Origin of the sequence: Streptomyces himastatinicus ATCC 53653 (assembly GCF_000158915.1) — a bacterium.
GTDB lineage: Bacteria > Actinomycetota > Actinomycetes > Streptomycetales > Streptomycetaceae > Streptomyces > Streptomyces himastatinicus.
In genome coordinates, this window is sequence record NZ_GG657754.1 from 2,414,537 (window position 1) to 2,432,651 (window position 18,115).

10 protein-coding genes, 1 tRNA gene and 1 pseudogene are annotated in these 18,115 nt (G+C 68.2%); 5 read left to right on the forward strand and 7 right to left on the reverse strand.

Annotated elements, in window-relative coordinates:
* Nucleotides 1–16 precede the first annotated feature (16 nt).
* Nucleotides 17–727, forward strand: a complete 711-nt coding sequence (locus SSOG_RS09540; protein WP_009714009.1) for a FadR/GntR family transcriptional regulator — start codon at nucleotides 17–19, stop codon at nucleotides 725–727.
* A 24-nt stretch (nucleotides 728–751) separates the two neighbouring features.
* On the opposite strand, the gene SSOG_RS09545 is transcribed toward SSOG_RS09540, so the two are convergent.
* From SSOG_RS09545 to SSOG_RS09565, 5 genes and pseudogenes are all read right to left on the reverse strand, one after another.
* Nucleotides 752–2,734, reverse strand: coding sequence for an alpha-L-fucosidase (locus tag SSOG_RS09545; RefSeq protein WP_009714010.1), 1,983 nt, complete (start codon nucleotides 2,732–2,734; stop codon nucleotides 752–754).
* A gap of 67 nt (nucleotides 2,735–2,801) precedes the next feature.
* The gene (locus SSOG_RS09550; protein WP_039937028.1) at nucleotides 2,802–5,210 is read right to left on the reverse strand and encodes a ricin-type beta-trefoil lectin domain protein; all 2,409 of its coding nucleotides are present in this window, start codon (nucleotides 5,208–5,210) and stop codon (nucleotides 2,802–2,804) included.
* A 44-nt stretch (nucleotides 5,211–5,254) separates the two neighbouring features.
* Nucleotides 5,255–7,087 carry an RICIN domain-containing protein gene (locus tag SSOG_RS09555; RefSeq protein ID WP_050799828.1) on the reverse strand — a complete coding sequence of 611 codons (1,833 nt, stop codon included), beginning with the start codon at nucleotides 7,085–7,087 and terminating at the stop codon, nucleotides 5,255–5,257.
* 399 nt (nucleotides 7,088–7,486) lie between these two features.
* Nucleotides 7,487–8,389 (reverse strand): annotated as a pseudogene (locus SSOG_RS09560) (non-reducing end alpha-L-arabinofuranosidase family hydrolase); the annotation flags it as partial.
* Between the two features lie 926 nt (nucleotides 8,390–9,315).
* Nucleotides 9,316–9,400, reverse strand: a tRNA-Leu gene (locus tag SSOG_RS09565).
* Nucleotides 9,401–9,725: 325 nt separating this feature from the next.
* Here SSOG_RS09565 and SSOG_RS09570 point away from each other — a divergent pair.
* The 4 genes from SSOG_RS09570 (at nucleotide 9,726) to SSOG_RS09585 (ending at nucleotide 16,273) form a co-directional block, all read left to right on the forward strand.
* Complete coding sequence (locus SSOG_RS09570; RefSeq protein WP_009714014.1) at nucleotides 9,726–11,408, forward strand: thiamine pyrophosphate-binding protein; 1,683 nt, start codon at nucleotides 9,726–9,728, stop codon at nucleotides 11,406–11,408.
* A gap of 15 nt (nucleotides 11,409–11,423) precedes the next feature.
* On the forward strand, nucleotides 11,424–12,650 hold the full coding sequence (frc, locus tag SSOG_RS09575; RefSeq protein ID WP_009714015.1) for a formyl-CoA transferase: 1,227 nt from the start codon (nucleotides 11,424–11,426) through the stop codon (nucleotides 12,648–12,650).
* Nucleotides 12,651–12,652: 2 nt separating this feature from the next.
* Nucleotides 12,653–14,803 (forward strand): acetate--CoA ligase family protein, encoded by a 2,151-nt coding sequence (locus tag SSOG_RS09580; protein WP_009714016.1) that lies wholly within the window; start codon nucleotides 12,653–12,655, stop codon nucleotides 14,801–14,803.
* A 78-nt stretch (nucleotides 14,804–14,881) separates the two neighbouring features.
* Nucleotides 14,882–16,273, forward strand: a complete 1,392-nt coding sequence (locus SSOG_RS09585) for an OFA family MFS transporter (protein ID WP_009714017.1) — start codon at nucleotides 14,882–14,884, stop codon at nucleotides 16,271–16,273.
* Nucleotides 16,274–16,288: 15 nt separating this feature from the next.
* Here SSOG_RS09585 and SSOG_RS09590 read toward each other — a convergent pair whose 3' ends face one another.
* Together SSOG_RS09590 and SSOG_RS09595 are read right to left on the reverse strand one after the other, a co-directional pair.
* On the reverse strand, nucleotides 16,289–17,296 hold the full coding sequence (locus SSOG_RS09590; protein ID WP_009714018.1) for a sugar phosphate isomerase/epimerase family protein: 1,008 nt from the start codon (nucleotides 17,294–17,296) through the stop codon (nucleotides 16,289–16,291).
* A 94-nt stretch (nucleotides 17,297–17,390) separates the two neighbouring features.
* The coding region (locus SSOG_RS09595) for an alkaline phosphatase family protein (protein WP_039937033.1) at nucleotides 17,391–18,115 on the reverse strand (725 nt) is incomplete at its 5' end.

Sequence of the window (18,115 nt, forward strand, 5' to 3'; positions counted from 1 at the left end):
AGTGTGGAGTCCGCCTATGTCATTGACCGACAAGGCAATCGCACGCATCAGGGAGATGATCCAGTCCGGCGAACTGCCGCCGGGCGCCAAGCTGCCGCCCGAGCAGCAACTGGCCACAGAGCTCGGTCTGTCCAGGAACCTGATGCGTGAGGCGGTCAGAGCGCTTGTTGTCGCGCGGGTCCTGGATGTCAGGCGGGGAGACGGGACCTATGTGACGAGTCTGGAGCCCGCACTGCTGCTCGAGGGGCTGGGCTCGGCGGTGGAATTGCTCCACGGTGACACCCTGCTGGAACTGACCGAAGTGCGCAGGCTCTTCGAGCCGATCGCCACGGGGCTCGCCGCCACCCGGATCTCCGACGACGACCTCGTCGGGGTCAGGCACCACCTTGACGCGATGAGGGCCGTCCGCGACGATGTCGAGCTGCTCAACGAGCACGACGCCGCCTTCCACAGCGCGGTGATCGCAGCTGCCGGGAACAGGACCCTGGCTACGCTGCTGGAGGGCATCTCCAGCCGCACCGTGCGCGCCCGGGTCTGGCGGGGCATGGTCGACGACCATGCCGCTGACCGGACCATCGCCGAACACGAGGCGATCTACGCCGCCCTGCTGCGCAGGGACTCCGCACTGGCCGAGGCCGCGGCGCTGATGCATGTGAGCACGACGGAGCAGTGGCTGCGTCAGCACCTCGGCCACGGCGAGACGCGGAGTGGCGCCGTACGAGAATGACCGGCAGTTCGCCTGCGGGATGGTTCAGACGCCGGTGATGGTCCATTCGTTGTTGGTGCTGGAGTTCGGAGTCCACATCACCGCGGTCGAACCGGCCGTGGTGCTGCCACTGCCGTCAAGGGCGGTACCGGTGCCCCGATTGATGATCTGGTAGCGGTTGCCGCCGAGGCTGTTGAGTGACCACTGCTGGTTGTTGCCACCGTTCCATGCCTCCTGCCGGGCAGGAGCGCCGTTGGTGGAATCGCCCCAACTGTCGGCGGCCATGCCGTTGGTGCGGTTCATGATGCGGTAGTAGCCGTTGCCGAGGTCGATCAGCTGCCACTGGAGATTGGTACTCCCGTCGTAGTTCCACTGCTTGAGGTTGGAGCCGGATGCGACGTTGCCCCCGCTGTCGAGTACCAGTCCGCTGGTCACGTTGGCGATCTTCACCCAGGTGGTGGAGCCGCCCGGCGGGCCCAGGACGGGGATCTCACCGGAGAACGTGAGCTTGACCGTGTACGCCAGCGCACTGAACGGCGGGTTGGACGAGGGCATGGTGAGGTGCAGGCCGGAGGCATCCTGGGTCGGAGCGGGCAGGTTGATGAAGGAGCCGGCGGTGTTGTCGAGCAGTTTGGCGCCGGTCAGGCTGCTGAGGTTGATCTGGTTCGAGTTCAGCGTCGTGATGGTCATGGTGCCGCCCTGCCAGCCCAGCGCGGTGGCGTAGAGCACCTTGTTGTCCCGGCTGCGGGTGAACCGGATGTCCTGCGGTTTGCCGGCCACCGGTCCGCTGAACGAGCCTCCGCCCATCTTGGTGGGGCCCTCGCCATAACTGGCCCAGGCGCGGGTGGCGTAGACCGCCTCTCCGAAGCGGCCGAGCCAGTCGCCCATGGCGAGCAGGATCGACCGCTGCCCGGAGGGGATGGTGCCGTCGGCCATCGGAGCGATGTTCAGCAGCATGCTGCCGCCCTTGCTGACCCGGTCGATCAGCGAGTGCAGCAGTGCCTGCGTCGAGTAGTAGCCGATGCCCACCGTGTAGCACCAACTGGAGGAGGAGATGCTGTCATCGGTCAGCCAGTAGGGGGTGAGCAGCCCTGCCGGGCCACCGCGTTCGAAGTCGAAGACCTCACCCTTGTTGTTGAGGCCGTCCTTGTAGGTCGCGACCACGTCCTTGTTCCACGCGACGGCCTGGTTGTAGTAGTGCGCGAGGAACTCGAGCCGGTAGGACTCCTGCACCCGGTCCAGGGCGAAGTCCTGCCAGACCAGGTCCGGCTGGTAGCCGTCGATGATCTCGACCAGCTTGTCGTACCAGAGCTTGTTCTCCGCCGCCGAGCCCAGCTGGCCGTAGAGGATGCGCAGCGTCGGGTCCGACTGGGACGGCACATGGTCGTAGTAGCCGTTGAAATTGTAGGCGTGGTGCAACGAGGCCATGAACTTCAGCCCCTGCCCCCGGATGACCTGCGCGTGCAGTCCCACCAGGTCGAGTCGGGGGCCGCGCTGGACCGAATTCCACGGGTTGGAGCGGCTGTTCCACATGGAGAAGCCGTCGTGGTGCTCGGCGACCGGTCCGGCGAACTTCGCGCCGGCGGCCTTGAACAGCTGCGCCCAGGCGTCCGGATCGAACTTGCCGCCCTGGGAGGCGAGTTTCGGCGCGAACTGCACGTAGTTGCCGGCCTTGTCGCGGGCGCCGTCGATGAAGTTGTGGTACGGCCAGGCCGAGGGGTCGCCGTAGGTGGCGATGTGGTGCCGGTTCTCGGCCGAGCCGCCGATGTACATGTTGCGCGGATACCACTCGTTCCCGAACGCGGGGACGCTGAAGGCACCCCAGTGGTAGTAGATGCCGAACTTGGCGTCCTGGAACCAGGCCGGGGCCGGGGGGTGCTGGTCCACGGAGGACCAGCTCGGGGTGTAGCTCCCGGGGCCGTCGGTCGCGGCGGCCTCGGGGGCGAATCGCAGCAGGCCGAAGGCCGTGGCCGCGCCGGCCGCCGCCAGCAGTCGGCGCCGGCTGAGCGGCAGGGAAGAGGAAGACATGTGGGGGCCTCTCGAGCGAATTGACGTAGGCGGTGCGGGAGTCGGTGATCGTCAGCCGGTCACCGGATCAGTCGCGCGTCCACTTCTGGTTGCTGCTGCCGTTGCAGGTCCATAGCTGGAGCAAGGTGCCGTTGGCCGTTCCCGCACCGGTGGCGTCCAGGCACAGACCGGACTGGACACCGGCGATCGTGCCGTCGGCACGGATCGTCCACTGTTGATTGCTTGCGCCGTTGCAGTCCCAGATGACCACCTTGGTGCCGGGGCTGGTGCCCTGGCCCGAGGCGTCCAGGCAGTCGCTGCCGTAGACGCGCAGCTCGCCGGCCGAGGTGTCCGTCCACTGCTGGTTGCTTCCGCCGTTGCAGTCCCACAGCTCCACCTGGGTTCCGGGCGTCTGCGACTGGTTCGGCACGTCCACGCACCGGCCGGAACCGACCCCGACGATCGCGCCACTCGTGCCGCCGTCGTTTCCGCCGCTGCCGGGAGTGATGGACAGGTTGTCGAACTGCGCGGTCTCGCCCTGGCTGGTCCCGTAGCCGATCTGCCCGGCGGCCCAGGTGCGGTCGTTCACGGAACCGACCGTGGCACCGTCGATGACGGCGGTGATCGTGGTGCCGGAGAAGGTGAGGCCCAGCGTGTGCCATCGGTTGGTGCCCAGCGCCGCGATCGTGCCGCGGGCCAGGGTGGAGACGCTGCCGCCCGTGTTCGTGTTCAGGATCGACCAGGCCCCGGTGTCGCTCACCCGCAGGCGGTAGGCGTTCTGCCCCCCGGTGCGGTCGTAGTCGTGCCCGCCCGCACGGCCGATCAGCTCGGCGTATCCGGGCTGTTCGAGCATCACGTCCGACGAGACCGTGTAGTTGCCCCAGCTCACGTCGCCGAGCAGGGCGTGCGGATCGGTCAGCGCGTCCCAGGTGATCGGCTTCTGCGGGCTCATCTGGCGCACGCACTTACCGCCGCGGCCGCCGCCGCAGCCCACCGCCTCGAAGGCGCCCTGCCAGTCCATGAGGTACTTCGCCTCGGTGCCGGTGGCGTTGCCGTCGAAGGAGTCGCTGTACGGCAGCTTCAGCTTGCCCTGGGCAGTGCCGGTGGCGGTGCCCTTGCCCTGTCCGGTCGTGGTGGTGAGGGTGTACATGTGGCCGGGTTGTACGGTCAGACTGAAACCGCTGCCGGACGGGGTGATGTCCGTGGCGTGCACGAAGTGGCCGGCCGGGTTCCCGGACGTGACGTCGGTGGACCAGACGTGGACGGTCTTGGTGGACAGCCCCCCGGTGACGGTGAAGTTCAGCGTCTGGGCGCTGCCGGCGTCCATCGTCTCGATGACCGTGGAGTAGCCGGAGTTGTTGGTGGACTTGAGTGAGACGTAGCTTCCGTTGTTGCGGTTGCCGCCGATGTAGCCGCTGGAGGCGTCGAGGTACCGCCACCCCGGGGCGGTGAACTGGCTGGTATGTGCCATCACCCAGGTGTTCTTGCCGATCGAGTAGGAGCCGGACCACGGCTGCGAGGCCAGGGCGAGACCCATGGTGGGGTACGGCAGGTTCGGCGTGAGCGCGGCGACCACCGGCCAGTTGAGGTACGCGGTCATCCGTCCGTCGATGTATCCGCGGTTGATGCCGCGGGCCACGGCCTGCGCTCCCCCGTTGTAGTCGTCCGAGCCGTTCTCGCTCGCCCACAACGGCTTGCCGGACGCCATGGCGGCCGACGGCACCGAGCAGTTGGACTGGGACGACCGGTAGCCGCAGGGATAGTGCGTGCCGATGGCGCTCACCGCGGAGGCGAACGCCGGGTTGGAGTTGATGTCGTTCGCCACGCCCCAGTCCGAGTCGGCGGCGACGATCTTGACGTTGCCGTAGCCGTTGCTGTTGAGCGCGCCACGCAGCTGCTGGTACCAGGAGACGTTGTAACCTCGCTCGTTCCACCCGCCGAGGTAGTCGATGCTCAGCCCGTGCTGCTTGGCGCATCCCAGCCACGAGAGCACATAGTTGACCATGTCGGTGGACCAGAAGTTCCCGCCGCCGATCCAGCCGGGCGCTCCCCAGGCGAGTCCGTACAGCTTGATGTCCGGGTTGCGCGCCTTGGCCTGCTCCATCAGCCACCATTCGTAGCCCCGGTCGCAGTTCAGGTCGGACCGGGTGTGCTGGTGACTCGGCTCGGCCCCCGAGGTGGAGTTGGTGTCACCGCCGATCTCCGCTTTGAGGATCTGGAGGGAGGCGCCGTAGCCGGGCCGGAACAGGTAGTCGAGGATCTGGCCGCGCTGGGGCTCGGGATAGTCGATCAGGAGTCTGCTGTTGCCGCCCCCGCCGCTGATCGCGCCGACGCCGTCGAAGGTCCGGCCGCCGGACGCGCCGTTGATCGTGATGGAGGTGGCGGCCTGGGCCGGTGCGGCGGCCGTACCCACGAGGCCGCCGGCGGTCAGGAGGAGGCCCGCGAGCACAGCCGTCGAGGCGCGCAAGCGCCGTAACACCCATCTTAATGCTGACACGGTGGGTTCCTTTCGCAGGTCGGAGGTGTCCCGTGGTGCCGCGGTCAGCGGAGGATGAAGTCCTGGTTCGTGCCGGGCGTGTTCTTGCACGGCCACTGGTCCAGTTGCTGCCCCGGGTTGTCGCCGGCGCCGTAGACGTCCAGACACAGACCGCTGTTCTTGTTCTGGAACGCGTAGGAGCCGTCGGACTGCCGCACGGGCAGCCAGAGGCTGTTGGCCGCGGCGCCGGGGGCCTGCTGGACGATGTCCGGTACGCCCGCCGCCGTGGAACTGTCGGCCACCGCCACGTCCAGGCCGGAGTTCTGGGCCCGCAGTTCGCCGTAGCCGCCCGAGGCGGGTACGAACCGGAACTGCTGGTTGCCCTGTCCGTTGCAGGTCCACTGGTCGATCGCGGCGCCCGCGCTGCCGGAGTTGCCGTACACATCCATGCACAGGTTGTCGCTGGCGACCACGAATTGGTGGTAGCCGTCAGGGAAGCCGTCGCCGCCCGACGAGGCGGGTGTCAGATAGACGGCGAACGCGTCGTGCGACCCCTGGAACGTGAACGGCACGGTGATCGAGCCGCTCGAGGTGCTCACATTCTGGTCGTATACGGTCTGTGGCGCGCTGAGCGGCGCCTGGTCCGGGATGCGGTGCACCGTGACGTGCACGCCGCCGGCGTTCGCCAGCCAGGGTACGGAGGACAGCCCGTCGAAGGTCACGGACGCGGCGCCGGTGTACCCGTTGGAGTCGCCGATGACCGCCACCGCTCGCTTGGCGGAGGAGTCCTCGGCGGCCGAGATCGCCGTCGAGCCGACCTGGCCGGAGGTGTCCACGAGGGTGCCGGTCATATCGGCATAGTCCCGAAGCGCCCACCAGTTGCCGGTCGGCTGCCAGCTGCCCCCGCTCTGGGTCAGGACTCCGGTCAGGTTCGGGATGACGCAGCACACCCAATTGCCGCGCATCGCGTTGGTGTACCCGGACTGCGCGAACCGCGCCAGGTACCACGCTGTCACCCCGGCGGTCTGCCGGTCGGCCGGCTGGTACTCGTTCGAGGACAGCGGCAGCGGACCGATGCCCGCCGCGGTCAGGGCGCCGTTCAGGGCCCGTGCGACGGTGACCGGGTCGTCGACATCGCCCTCGTTGTGGTTGGCGATCATGTCCGGCACCGTCCCGGCCGCCTTCACATGCGCGAGCCAGGTCCGCCATTGGCCCGGGTTGCGCTCCGGGGTGAACGCGAATGACGGCCCTACGATCTGCGCCCCGGGGGCGATGCGCCGGATCTCGCGGTAGGCGGTGTCCCACATCTGGAAGTACTGGGCGCTGTTCACCCCCCGGGTCCAGAAGGCGGAGATATCCGGCTCGTTCCAGATGTCGTAGGAGAACGTGAGCCCCGAAGCCCGCAGCGCTCCCACCGTGGAGTCGATGAAGCTGACCCAGTTGGAGCAGTCGCCGTTGTCGCACGGATACCTCGTGTTCGACGGCTGGCCGCCGTTCGCGCCGTAGATGTCGCTCACCAGCACCTGGTACTGCGCGTCATAGGGGGGCCGGGTGAGCCGTTTCGCCTGCGCGACGATCGAGTCGACGTCGGCCCGGGTGGCCGAGCCGTACTGGTAGCCGTCCCTGATCCAGCCGCCGGAGAACCATCCGCCGCCGCGGAAGGCGTTGATCCCCAGCGGCCGGAGGAACTGGTCCGCCGGCCGGCTGCCGTCTTCGCTGATGCCGTAGAGGAACCCCTCACCCACGCCGGTCGACGGCCCGCGGGTCGATGCCAGATTCACGCTCAGCGACTTGTCCGAGGCGGCCTGGCTCGTGGCCGTCGACAGCAGCGGCAGCACGAGGGCCAGCACGATGCCGGCCACCAGTGCCAGACGGCCGGGTCTCGCTCTCGTCCTCATCCGATCCTCCTGCGGTTCGGCGCCGCTGGGCTGCGGCACGCGCCCACTACCGGAGCTCATCAGCCGACGAGGTCTCAGACATCCCATGTCTCTTAGTGATTCCACCAGCCCTTCGCACTGTCAATAGACATGTCTCCCTCAATCGGAACCCGATCCATCCCATGTTTCCTTTGCCCTGGTCAACCCGCCGTGACGGTATGCCGAAACCCGTGCGCGGCGACCAAGCCACTCACGTCGGCGAAGACGCCGGTAACCAAGCGGAACCCCAGCCGCGCGCACGGCTGGGGTTCTCCGAGGCGGTGAGTATCGGTCAGCAGGTGGAAGCTGCCCACGCCGTACACCGCTCGTCTACGCGCCGGTAGACCGCACCGGATCGCGATTCACCGTGGATCAGGCAGGTCAGCGCTGGAGGGTAAGGACGCCCGGCCGCCAGGGCAGTTGATCGTAGGGGCCGCCCGCGGAGGGGGACTTGCCCTGGTAGAGGAATTGCAGGTTGCAGGGGTCGATGGTCATGGTCTGGTCGGGGTTGTTGCGGACCAGGTCACCGTGGCTGATGTCGTTGGTCCACGTGGCACCGCTGTTGGCCTTGCCCGCGAAGGGGTTCCTTTCACTGCTGGCCTGCGGGGTCCACGAACCGCTCAGGCTGGAGGCCGTGAACGAGCGGAAGTAGCGCCCATTCGCACCGATCGCCTCAACGATCATGAGGTACTGGTTCTGGTCCTGAAGCTTGTAGACCTGCACCCCCTCGAACAGGTTGTTCGTCGAGTCGCTCATGACCGTCGTGTACGACGAGCCGAAGTTGCCCGGGAAGTTCCCGAGCGGCATGCTCGCTCGGTAGATCTTGCCGTTGTCACCGGCGAAGAACAGGTACATGTTCTGACCGTCACCGATCAGGGTCTGGTCGATCGGGCCGGTGCCGGAGCCGGAGATGCTACCGGTGAACAGCGGCTGCGGCGAGGACCAGCCGTTGGGGTTGGTGGGGTCGCTCGACGTGCGATAGATGAAGGGCCACGCACCCCACTGGTACGCCAGCACCCAGATGTTCTTGGGTGCGAAGTAGAACAGCGTGGGCGCCACCGCGGCCTGGCTCATCCCGGTCTGGCCGGCCGATGCCATGTCCGACCAGTTCGTGAAGGGGCTGAACCTCATCGAGCCGTAAGACGATCCCGACACGTTCGACCCGTAGACCAGGTGCTTGCCGTTGTACACCACGTTGGTGAAGTCCTTCAGCGAGACCCACCCGTTCGCCGGCTGCGCCAACACACCCGTCGACGTCCACCGGTACGTCGACGGGAGTGAACACGCGCTGGTGGCCGCCTGAGCCGGGTTGGCGACGAGCGTCGCCGCCAACGAGACCAGGGCCGCAACCGCGGCGGCGAGCATCACGGACAGGCGTTTGCGGCTGAAACTTCCTCTACGCATGAGGACCTCTTGTTTCTTGAGCAAGCGGTTCCGGTCGGCCCCGTCAGGGCTGTCCGGACTGTCGATGTGGCGCGGGCCGTTCGAGGTCTGATCGAGACCGGCCCGCCAGGACGGTGCGGGCATCGGGCGTCAGGATGTCCGCGCTCGCGATCTCGCTGGACCGTGGCGGTGGAGGTGGGGCCCTGGACGCGGCCGATGGCGGTCGCCGGTGCGCGGCGGCAGCTCTGATGAGGCCATGACATATCAGCGTGTGCTCCTTGCGTCTCCGTCATTTCGGTGGGTGTGACCCGGAGATGCCCTGCTGTGCGGGTGGAGCAGCTCTACCTTGTTCGTGATGTCGAACAAAGGCCGAAGTGTCGAGCAATCTGGATGGTAGGGGACCAGTGAGCCGCGTCAAGACCCCTCGCAAGGTTCGCGAGCTGCCGCCGGTGTGGGCGATCGACAAGATCAGCGCCGAGTTCATGGCGCGCACGAAGAAGGCTCGCCATGACGCCAGCCGACACAGGCCCCGGCTCTCCATCCGCAGCACGCCAGAGCTGGCCACGCACGATCGGGCGAACGCAACGCATCAAGATCCGCGTACGCACCGCCATGGCCGCCTCGAACCCGACCCCTCCGCTGCTCCCTGTGCGACCGCAAGATGCAGGGCACCTTCAACCACGACCACCCCCACTATCGCTGCCGCTATCCGCAACCCCAACGAGCAACAACCACACCAGACTTTCGGCCTCACACTCACCTGCAACACGAAGAAGCGGGTTGTGACCGTTGAGTCACAACCCGCATCATCCATCTACGTAAGATCGTGTCCGAGGGGGGACTTGAACCCCCACGCCCGATAAAGGGCACTAGCACCTCAAGCTAGCGCGTCTGCCATTCCGCCACCCGGACAAGGTGTGCCCCGCGGTTCCCCGCGGCGACATGGACAACGATACCAAGGTTTTGGGGTGCGTTTCACCGGCGTATGCGTGCTGCCCGCCCCCGCGCCGACCTGCGGTGACGCGGAGCGTGGGTGGGGTGCGGGCATGAGGGGTCACAGAGGGTGACGAGGGGCGGTTCCCCCGTGGACGTAGGGCCTCGGCGACCTGATCGAACGATTGACGTACGCCCCCTGGACATCGATCGGCCGATGCGGGATAACGGGTTTCATACAGGATAACGTCGACTGTATGCAATCCAAGCGAGACCCGACCCCTACGAAGGGACGCGATTCGCCATGCCCGACGACAGCCAGGACCTCATCTCCGGCGGGCACTTGGTCGCCAAGGCGCTCAAAGCGGAGGGGGTTGACGTCATCTACACCCTCTGCGGCGGCCACATCATCGATATCTATGACGGGTGCGTCGACGAGGGCATCGACGTCATCGACGTACGCCACGAGCAGGTGGCCGCGCATGCCGCCGATGGCCATGCGCGCATTACGGGGAAGCCCGGGTGTGCGGTGGTCACCGCCGGGCCGGGGACCACCGACGCGGTGACCGGGGTGGCCAATGCCTTCCGGGCCGAGTCGCCCATGCTGCTGATCGGCGGGCAGGGGGCGCATACGCAGCACAAGATGGGGTCCCTCCAGGACCTGCCGCACGTGGACATGATGGCGCCGATCACGAAGTTCGCGGCGACCGTGCCGGACACCGCGCGGGCCGCGGACATGGTGTCGATGGCGTTCCGGGAGTGCTTCCACGGGGCGCCGGGGCCGTCGTTCCTGGAGATTCCGCGCGATGTGCTGGACGCCAAGGTGCCCGTGGAGAAGGCGCGGGTGCCGAAGGCGGGGGCGTATCGGGCGTCGACGCGCAGCGCGGGCGATCCGGAGGCGGTGGAGAAGCTGGCCGATCTGCTGGTGCACGCGGAGAAGCCGGCGATTCTGCTGGGGAGTCAGGTGTGGACGTGCCGGGCGACCGATGCCGCGACCGAGCTGGTGCGGACGCTCAATGTGCCCGCGTATATGAACGGGGCAGGGCGGGGCACGCTGCCGCCCGGGGATCCGCATCACTTCCAGCTGTCGCGCCGGTACGCGTTCTCCAACGCCGACCTCATCGTGATCGTCGGCACGCCCTTCGACTTCCGGATGGGGTACGGGAAGCGGCTGTCGCCCGATGCGACGGTGGTCCAGATCGACCTGGACTACCGCACGGTCGGCAAGAATCGGGATATTGATCTCGGGATAGTGGGTGACAGTCATCAGATTCTGTCAGCCGTCACCCAGGCGGCGTCCGGCCGTCTCAACGGTGGGGCGCGGCAGCGCAAGGAGTGGCTGGACGAGCTGCGCGCCGCCGAGCAGAAGGCGATCGAGAAGCGGCTGCCGCAGCTGCGGTCCGACGCCTCCCCCATCCACCCGTACCGCCTGGTCAGCGAGATCAACGACTTTCTGACCGAGGATTCGATCTACATCGGCGACGGCGGCGACATCGTCACGTTCTCGGGCCAGGTCGTGCAGCCCCGTACGCCCGGCCACTGGATGGACCCGGGGCCGCTGGGGACGCTCGGCGTCGGGGTGCCGTTCGTGATGGCGGCGAAGCAGGCCCGGCCCGACAAGGAGGTGGTGGCGCTCTTCGGCGACGGCGCGTTCTCGCTGACCGGCTGGGACTTCGAGACGCTGGTCCGCTTCAATCTGCCGTTCGTCGGCATCGTCGGCAACAACTCGTCGATGAACCAGATCCGTTACGGCCAGAAGGCCAAGTACGGCGAACCCCGCGAGCGGATCGGCAACACCCTCGGCGACGTTCCGTACGACCAGTTCGCGCGCATGCTGGGCGGCTACGGCGAGGAGGTGCGGGACCCGGCCGAGATCGCGCCCGCGCTGCGGCGCGCCCGCGAGTCCGGCAAGCCGTCGCTCATCAACGTCTGGGTCGACCCGGACGCGTACGCCCCCGGAACGATGAACCAGACCATGTACAAGTAGAGGGGCCCGCCAACCATGACCAAGGCTCTGGAGGGCGTCCGCGTCCTCGACATGACGCACGTACAGTCCGGTCCGTCCGCCACCCAGCTGCTCGCCTGGCTCGGCGCGGACGTCATCAAGCTGGAGTCCCCGACCGGTGACATCACGCGCAAGCAGCTGCGCGACCTCCCGGACGTCGACTCGCTCTACTTCACGATGCTCAACTGCAACAAGCGGAGCATCACCCTCAACACCAAGTCCGAACGCGGCAAGGAGATCCTGACCGAGCTGATCCGCCGCAGCGATGTGATGGTGGAGAACTTCGGGCCGGGCGCGGTGGACCGCATGGGCTTCACCTGGGAGCGCATCCAGGAGATCAACCCGCGGATCGTGTACGCATCGATCAAGGGGTTCGGCGAGGGCCCGTACACCAAGTTCAAGGCGTACGAGGTGGTCGCGCAGGCCATGGGCGGGTCGATGTCCACGACCGGCTTCGAGGACGGGCCGCCGCTGGCGACCGGCGCCCAGATCGGCGATTCGGGCACCGGGGTGCACTGTGTGGCGGGCATCCTGGCCGCGCTCTACCAGCGCACCCGCACCGGGCGCGGCCAGCGGGTGAACGTGGCGATGCAGCACGCGGTGCTCAATCTGTGCCGGGTCAAGCTGCGCGACCAGCAGCGGCTGACACACGGGCCGCTCGCCGAGTACCCGAACGAGAGCTTCGGCGACGAGGTGCCGCGCAGCGGCAACGCGAGCGGCGGCGGGCAGCCCGGCTGGGCGGTCAAGTGCGCGCCCGGCGGCCCCAACGACTATGTGTATGTGATCGTGCAGCCGGTCGGCTGGGAGCCGATCACCCGGCTCATCGGACGCCCCGAGCTGGCCGAGGATCCGGAGTGGGCGACGCCGGAGGTGCGGCTGCCGAAGCTGGGGAAGATGTTCCAGCTGATCGAGGAGTGGTCCAGCACGCTGCCCAAGTGGGAGGTACTGGAGCAGCTGAACGCCCACAACATCCCGTGCGGCCCGATCCTGTCCACCAAGGAGATCGTCGAGGACGCGTCGCTCGCGGCCAACGAGATGGTCGTGCGGGTGGACCACCCCGAGCGCGGGGCGTTCACCACGGTCGGCTCCCCGCTCAAGCTCTCCGACTCCCCCGTCCAGGTCGACCGGTCTCCGCTGCTGGGTGAGCACAACGGGGAGATCTACGGCGAGTTGGGCTTCGGCGACGAAGACGTACAGCTGCTCAAGGCGAACGGGGTGATCTGACGGTGAGCACGCAGGACAGGACGTACGACACGGACGCCGTACGCGCGGTGCTGGACGCCGCCCGCGCCGAGGGGCGCACCGCTCTGACCGCGCCCGAGGGCAAGCGGATCACCGACGCGTACGGCATACCGACCCCGGCCGAGGGGCTGGCCGAGTGCGCGGATGACGCGGTGAAGCTCGCCGACCGGATCGGCTTCCCGGTGGTGCTGAAGATCGTCTCGCCGGACATCTCACACAAGACCGACGCGGGTGGCGTACGGGTCGGGCTGGGCTCGGCGGCCGAGGTGCGCGGCGCGTACACCGCGATCGTCGCGAACGCCCGCGCGTACGACCCGACGGCACGCATCCAGGGCGTACAGGTGCAGCAGATGGTGCCGGACGGCGGGCAGGAGGTGATCGTCGGCGCGGTCACCGATCCGACGTTCGGGAAGGTGGTCGCCTTCGGGCTCGGCGGGGTGCTGGTGGAGGTGCTGAAGGACATCACCTTCCGGCTGGCCCCGGCGAGCCGGGACGATGCGCTGTCGATGCTGGACGGGATCCGGGCCGCCGAGGTGCTGCGCGGGGTGCGGGGCGGGGAGCCGGTGGACCGGGACGCGCTCGCCGATCTGATCGTGCGGGTGTCGGACCTGGTCACGGACTTTCCCGAAGTGGCCGAGGTCGATCTCAACCCGGTCTTCGCGACCGGGAGCGGAGTGCTCGCCGCCGATGTGCGGCTGCTGCTCGGCGACGACGCGCCACCGGCCCGCCGCCGCTACTCCCGCGAGGAGATCCTGGGCGCGATGGGGCGGCTGATGCGGCCGCGTTCGGTGACGGTGATCGGTGCCTCCAACGAGCCGGGCAAGATCGGCAATTCGGTGATGCGCAACCTCATCGACGGCGGCTTCCCCGGCGAGATCCACCCGGTCAACCCGAAGGCCGACGACATCCTGGGCCGCAAGGCGTACGCGTCGGTGACGGACGTGCCGGGCGAGGTGGACGTGGCGGTCTTCGCGATCCCCGCGAAGTTCGTACCGGCCGCGCTGGAGGAGGTCGGCCGCAAGGGCATCCCGAACGCCGTGCTGATCCCGTCCGGCTTCGCCGAGACCGGCGAGCACGAGCTACAGGACAAGATCGTGGCCATCGCCGAGGAGCACGGCGTGCGGCTGCTGGGGCCGAACATCTACGGCTACTACTCCACCTGGCAGGACCTGTGCGCCACGTTCTGCACCCCGTACGACGTCAAGGGACCGGTGGCGCTCACCTCGCAGTCCGGTGGCATCGGGATGGCGATCCTGGGCTTCGCGCGGACGACGAAGACCGGCGTCTCGGCGATCGTCGGGCTCGGCAACAAGTCGGACGTGGACGAGGACGATCTGCTCACCTGGTTCGGCGAGGACCCCAACACCCAGTGCATCGCGATGCACCTGGAAGACCTCAAGGACGGCCGCGCCTTCGTGGAGGCGGCGCGCGCGACCGTGCCGAGGAAGCCGGTGGTGGTGCTGAAGGCGGGCCGTACGGCGGCGGGCGCGCGGGCCGCCGGGTCGCACACGGGCGCGCTGGCCGGGGACGACGCGGTGTACGACGACATCCTGCGGCAGGCCGGGGTGATCAGGGCGCCGGGGCTGAACGAGATGCTGGAGTACGCGCGGGCGCTGCCGGTGCTGCCGACGCCGCAGGGTGACAACGTCGTCGTCATCACCGGCGCCGGGGGCTCGGGCGTCCTGCTGTCGGACGCCATCGTGGACAACGGGCTGTCCCTGATGGAGATCCCGCCGGATCTGGACGCGGCCTTCCGCCGCTTCATCCCGCCGTTCGGCGCCGCCGGGAACCCGGTGGACATCACCGGCGGCGAGCCGCCCGCCACGTACGAGGCGACCATCCGGCTGGGCCTGGAGGACCCGCGCATCCACGCGCTCGTCCTCGGCTACTGGCACACCATCGTCACCCCGCCCATGGTCTTCGCCGAACTGACCGCGCGGGTCGTGGCGGAATTCCGGGCGCGCGGCATCGCGAAACCGGTGGTGGCCTCGCTCGCGGGCGACACCGAGGTCGAGGAGGCGAGCCAGTACCTCTTCGAGCGCGGCGTCGTCGCCTATCCGTACACCACCGAAAAGCCGGTGGCCGCGCTGGGCGCGAAATACCGCTGGGCGCGGTCGGCGGGACTGCTCACGTAAACCACACCCGTTCCGCGGAGCACGAAGAGCTGGGACAGGGGGCGCCGGCCGGGTTACTTCGAAGCCAAGGGGACGCACATGAGCACAGCAGAACGACCGGAGGACATAGCCGCCTTCCGGGAAATACAGGACAACAAGGGGCGCGTGTACCGCGTCGGCGAGACGGACCGCGACATCCTCGGCTTCAACCGGAAGCTGATGGTGTATCTGCCGTGGATCGCCATGATGGCCATCAGCGTGTCCGAGTACGCGTACGGCTCCGCGGAGGACACGCTCTCCGAGGCCCACGGCTGGACCCAGAGCAATACCTTCTGGATCCTCAGCGTCTGGGTCTTCTTCCAGGCCGGGATCGCCTTTCCGGCGGGCTGGCTGCGGGAGAAGGGTATTCTCACCGCCCGCCGGGCGATGCTGACCGGGGCGGGGCTCTGCCTCATCGGCTTCCTCGCCTTATCGCATCTGGACGACGTCTTCGCCGCGATCTGCGGCTTCGGCGTCATCGGCGGGCTCGGCTCCGGGCTCGTCTACGCCACCTGCATCAACATGGTGGGCAAGTGGTTCCCGGAGCGGCGCGGGGCGAAGACGGGATTCGTGAACGGCGGCTTCGCGTATGGCTCGCTGCCCTTCATCTTCATCTTCAACTACTGGTTCGACACCGGCAATTACCATGGGGTGCTCGACTTCATCGGCGTCTATGTGCTGGCCGTCGTCGCGATCTGCGGCTGGTTCTTCAAGGACCCGCCCAAGAACTGGTGGCCCGCGCATATCGATCCGCTCACCTTCGGCGGCAATGCCAAGAGCGCGAAGGGCCTGGCGAAGAATCCGCCCGCGGTGCGTCAGTACACGCCCAAGGAGGCCATCAGGTCGGGCATGCTGCCCCTGATGTGGCTTTCGCTCGTGCTGACCGCCGGGGTGTCCATCTTCGGCATCTCCTTCCAGGTCGACTACGCCAAGGAAGTGGGCTTCGGCCCGCTGGTCGCGGCCTCCTCGATGGGCATCATGTCCGTCATCAACGGCATCGGCCGTGCGATCGTGGGGTGGCTCTCCGACTTCTGGGGACGCAAGATGACCCTGGTGTTCGTCATCGTGGTGCTGGGACTCGCGCAATTCGGGGTGATCTGGGCGGGCAACATCCGCAACGAGTGGCTGTTCCTGTTCTTCGCCTTCCTCTCCGGATTCGGCGGCGGCGCCTTCTACCCGATGTTCGCGGCGCTCACCCCGGACTATTTCGGCGAGAACTTCAACGCCACCAACTACGGCCTGGTGTACAGCGGAAAGCTGGTCAGCGGGCTGTTCGGCGGCGGGCTCGGCTCGATGGTGGTCGACGACTGGGGCTACGACGGGGCGTACGCGCTCGCGGGCGGTATCTCCATGCTGGCCGCCGCGGTCGCCCTGCTACTGCGCCAGCCGGGCCGGCCACGGGTCCGGGACATCGCCCCGAACCCGCAGCCGATCAGCCGCGAGGCCGTATAAGACCTCGCCGAGCGCTCAGTCGCCGCACCGCCCCGTGCGCAGATAGCGGGCCGAGCGGCGGGCGGTGGTGAGCGACTCGGCCGGGTTGTCGTGCTCCACCATCCAGTGGTGGTTCCGGCGCCCCCCGTGGGTCCTGCCGACCTTGCCGAGGAACCGTACGTAGTCGATGTCACCGTCCCCGACGTCCACCATGCGGTAGCCGTCGGGGACGGTTTCGTCGCGCTCACCGTCCTTGACGTGGAACAGCGGATAGCGGTCCGGGTCGGCCAGGACGTAGTCGAGCGGTTCGAAGGGCGCCGGGGTGCCGTCGGCGCGTTTGCCGAAGCGGTGCTGGGCGACGTACGCCCAGTAGATGTCCATCTCCAAGTGGACCAGCGCCGGGTCGGTCTCGGCGAGCAGCACGTCGTAGAGGCGGACGTCCGGCCGGTCGGTGGCGAAGGAGAACTCCTCGGCGTGGTTGTGCTGGTAGAACTTCATCCCGCGCGCCTTCGCGGCCGCGCCGTAGGTGTTGAAGTCCTCGGCGCAGCGCTTCCAGCCGTCGACCGTCGTGCCGTAGCGCCAGGGGCCGGACGCGGTGCCGACGTGCGGCAGGCCGAGGGCCTGGGCGTCGTCCAGCACCTTGGTGAGGTTGGTGGCGAAGGTGTAGGCGTTCGGGTCGTCGGCGTAGTAGCCGACGTGGCTGCCGATGCCGCGCAGCCCGTTGTCCCGCAGCAGCCGCTTCAGCTGCTTGAGGGTGATGGCGCCCGCCGACCCCTGGGTGTATCCGGCGAACTCCACCTGGTCGTAGCCGTAAGCCGCCAGCTCCTCGAAGACGCGGGCGAAGCCGATGGACTGCACCTGGTCGCGGAGGGTGTAGAGCTGGATGCCGAGGTGGCCGCGCGGCACGATCGGGCCGCCCCTGCCGCCGCCGGTGGCGTGCGCGGTGGTGGTGCCGAGCAGGGTGGCGGCGGTGGCTCCGGCGGCGACGCCGAGGAATCTCCGGCGGCGGAGGGCGGCGGCGAGTTCCGGGTGCTGGGCGCTCATGGCGTGCGTGCCTCCTGTGAGTTGTCAGCCGTCAGCTGCTACTTGTCAGCCGATAGCTGATAGCTGTTAGCTGGTATTGGTTATCTGTCATCTGTCAGCTGCCATCGAGACCGGCGAGGCGGAGGAGCAGCGATTTGACGTCGGTGGCGGCCACGCGGCCGGGCACGGTGTCCGGCCGGGAGCAGATGAGCACCGGCCCGTCCTCGTCCCGGTCCGGCAACCGGCCGTGGCTGCCGCGCACCGGGGACGGATCGAGCGGGACGACGGCCATCCGGTAGCGCATCCCGAGCTTCTTGCGGGCCAGCGCGGTGGCCGCCTTGACGCGCACATACGGGTCGACGGGGTCGAGGAAGAGTTCGGCCGGGTCGTAGCCGGGCTTGCGGTGGATGTCCACCAGCCGGGCGAAGTCGGGCGCGCGGTCGTCGTGCAGCCAGTAGTAGTACGTGAACCAGGCGTCCGGCTCGGCCACCGCGACCAGTTCCCCCGCGCGGGGGTGGTCCAGGCCGTGCGCCTTCTTCCCCTCGTCGTCGAGGAGTTCGGCGAGCCCCGGCAGACCGTCGAGGGCGGCCCGGGTGGCGGCCAGGTCCTCGGCGCGGCGTACGTAGACGTGCGCGAGCTGGTGGTCGGCCACCGCGAAGGCGCGGGAGGCGCCCGGGTCCAGGTACTCCATACCGTCCTGGGTGTGCACCTCCAGCAGCCCGGCGCGGCGCAGCGCCCGGTTGATGTCCACGGGGCGGGACACGCGGGTGATGCCGTACTCGGACAGCGCCACGACGGTACGGCCGCGGGCCCGCGCGTCGTCCAGCAGCGGCCCCAGGG

What these genes read in the sequence shown, in the direction of transcription:
- frc (WP_009714015.1), top strand. Translation starts at nt 11,424, where the DNA reads ATGACCAAGGCTCTGGAGGGCGTCCGCGTCCTCGACATGACGCACGTA.
- SSOG_RS09545 (WP_009714010.1), bottom strand. Translation starts at nt 2,734, where the DNA reads ATGTCTTCCTCTTCCCTGCCGCTCAGCCGGCGCCGACTGCTGGCGGCG.
- SSOG_RS09570 (WP_009714014.1), top strand. Translation starts at nt 9,726, where the DNA reads ATGCCCGACGACAGCCAGGACCTCATCTCCGGCGGGCACTTGGTCGCC.
- SSOG_RS09540 (WP_009714009.1), top strand. Translation starts at nt 17, where the DNA reads ATGTCATTGACCGACAAGGCAATCGCACGCATCAGGGAGATGATCCAG.
- SSOG_RS09585 (WP_009714017.1), top strand. Translation starts at nt 14,882, where the DNA reads ATGAGCACAGCAGAACGACCGGAGGACATAGCCGCCTTCCGGGAAATA.
- SSOG_RS09555 (WP_050799828.1), bottom strand. Translation starts at nt 7,087, where the DNA reads ATGAGGACGAGAGCGAGACCCGGCCGTCTGGCACTGGTGGCCGGCATC.
- SSOG_RS09590 (WP_009714018.1), bottom strand. Translation starts at nt 17,296, where the DNA reads ATGAGCGCCCAGCACCCGGAACTCGCCGCCGCCCTCCGCCGCCGGAGA.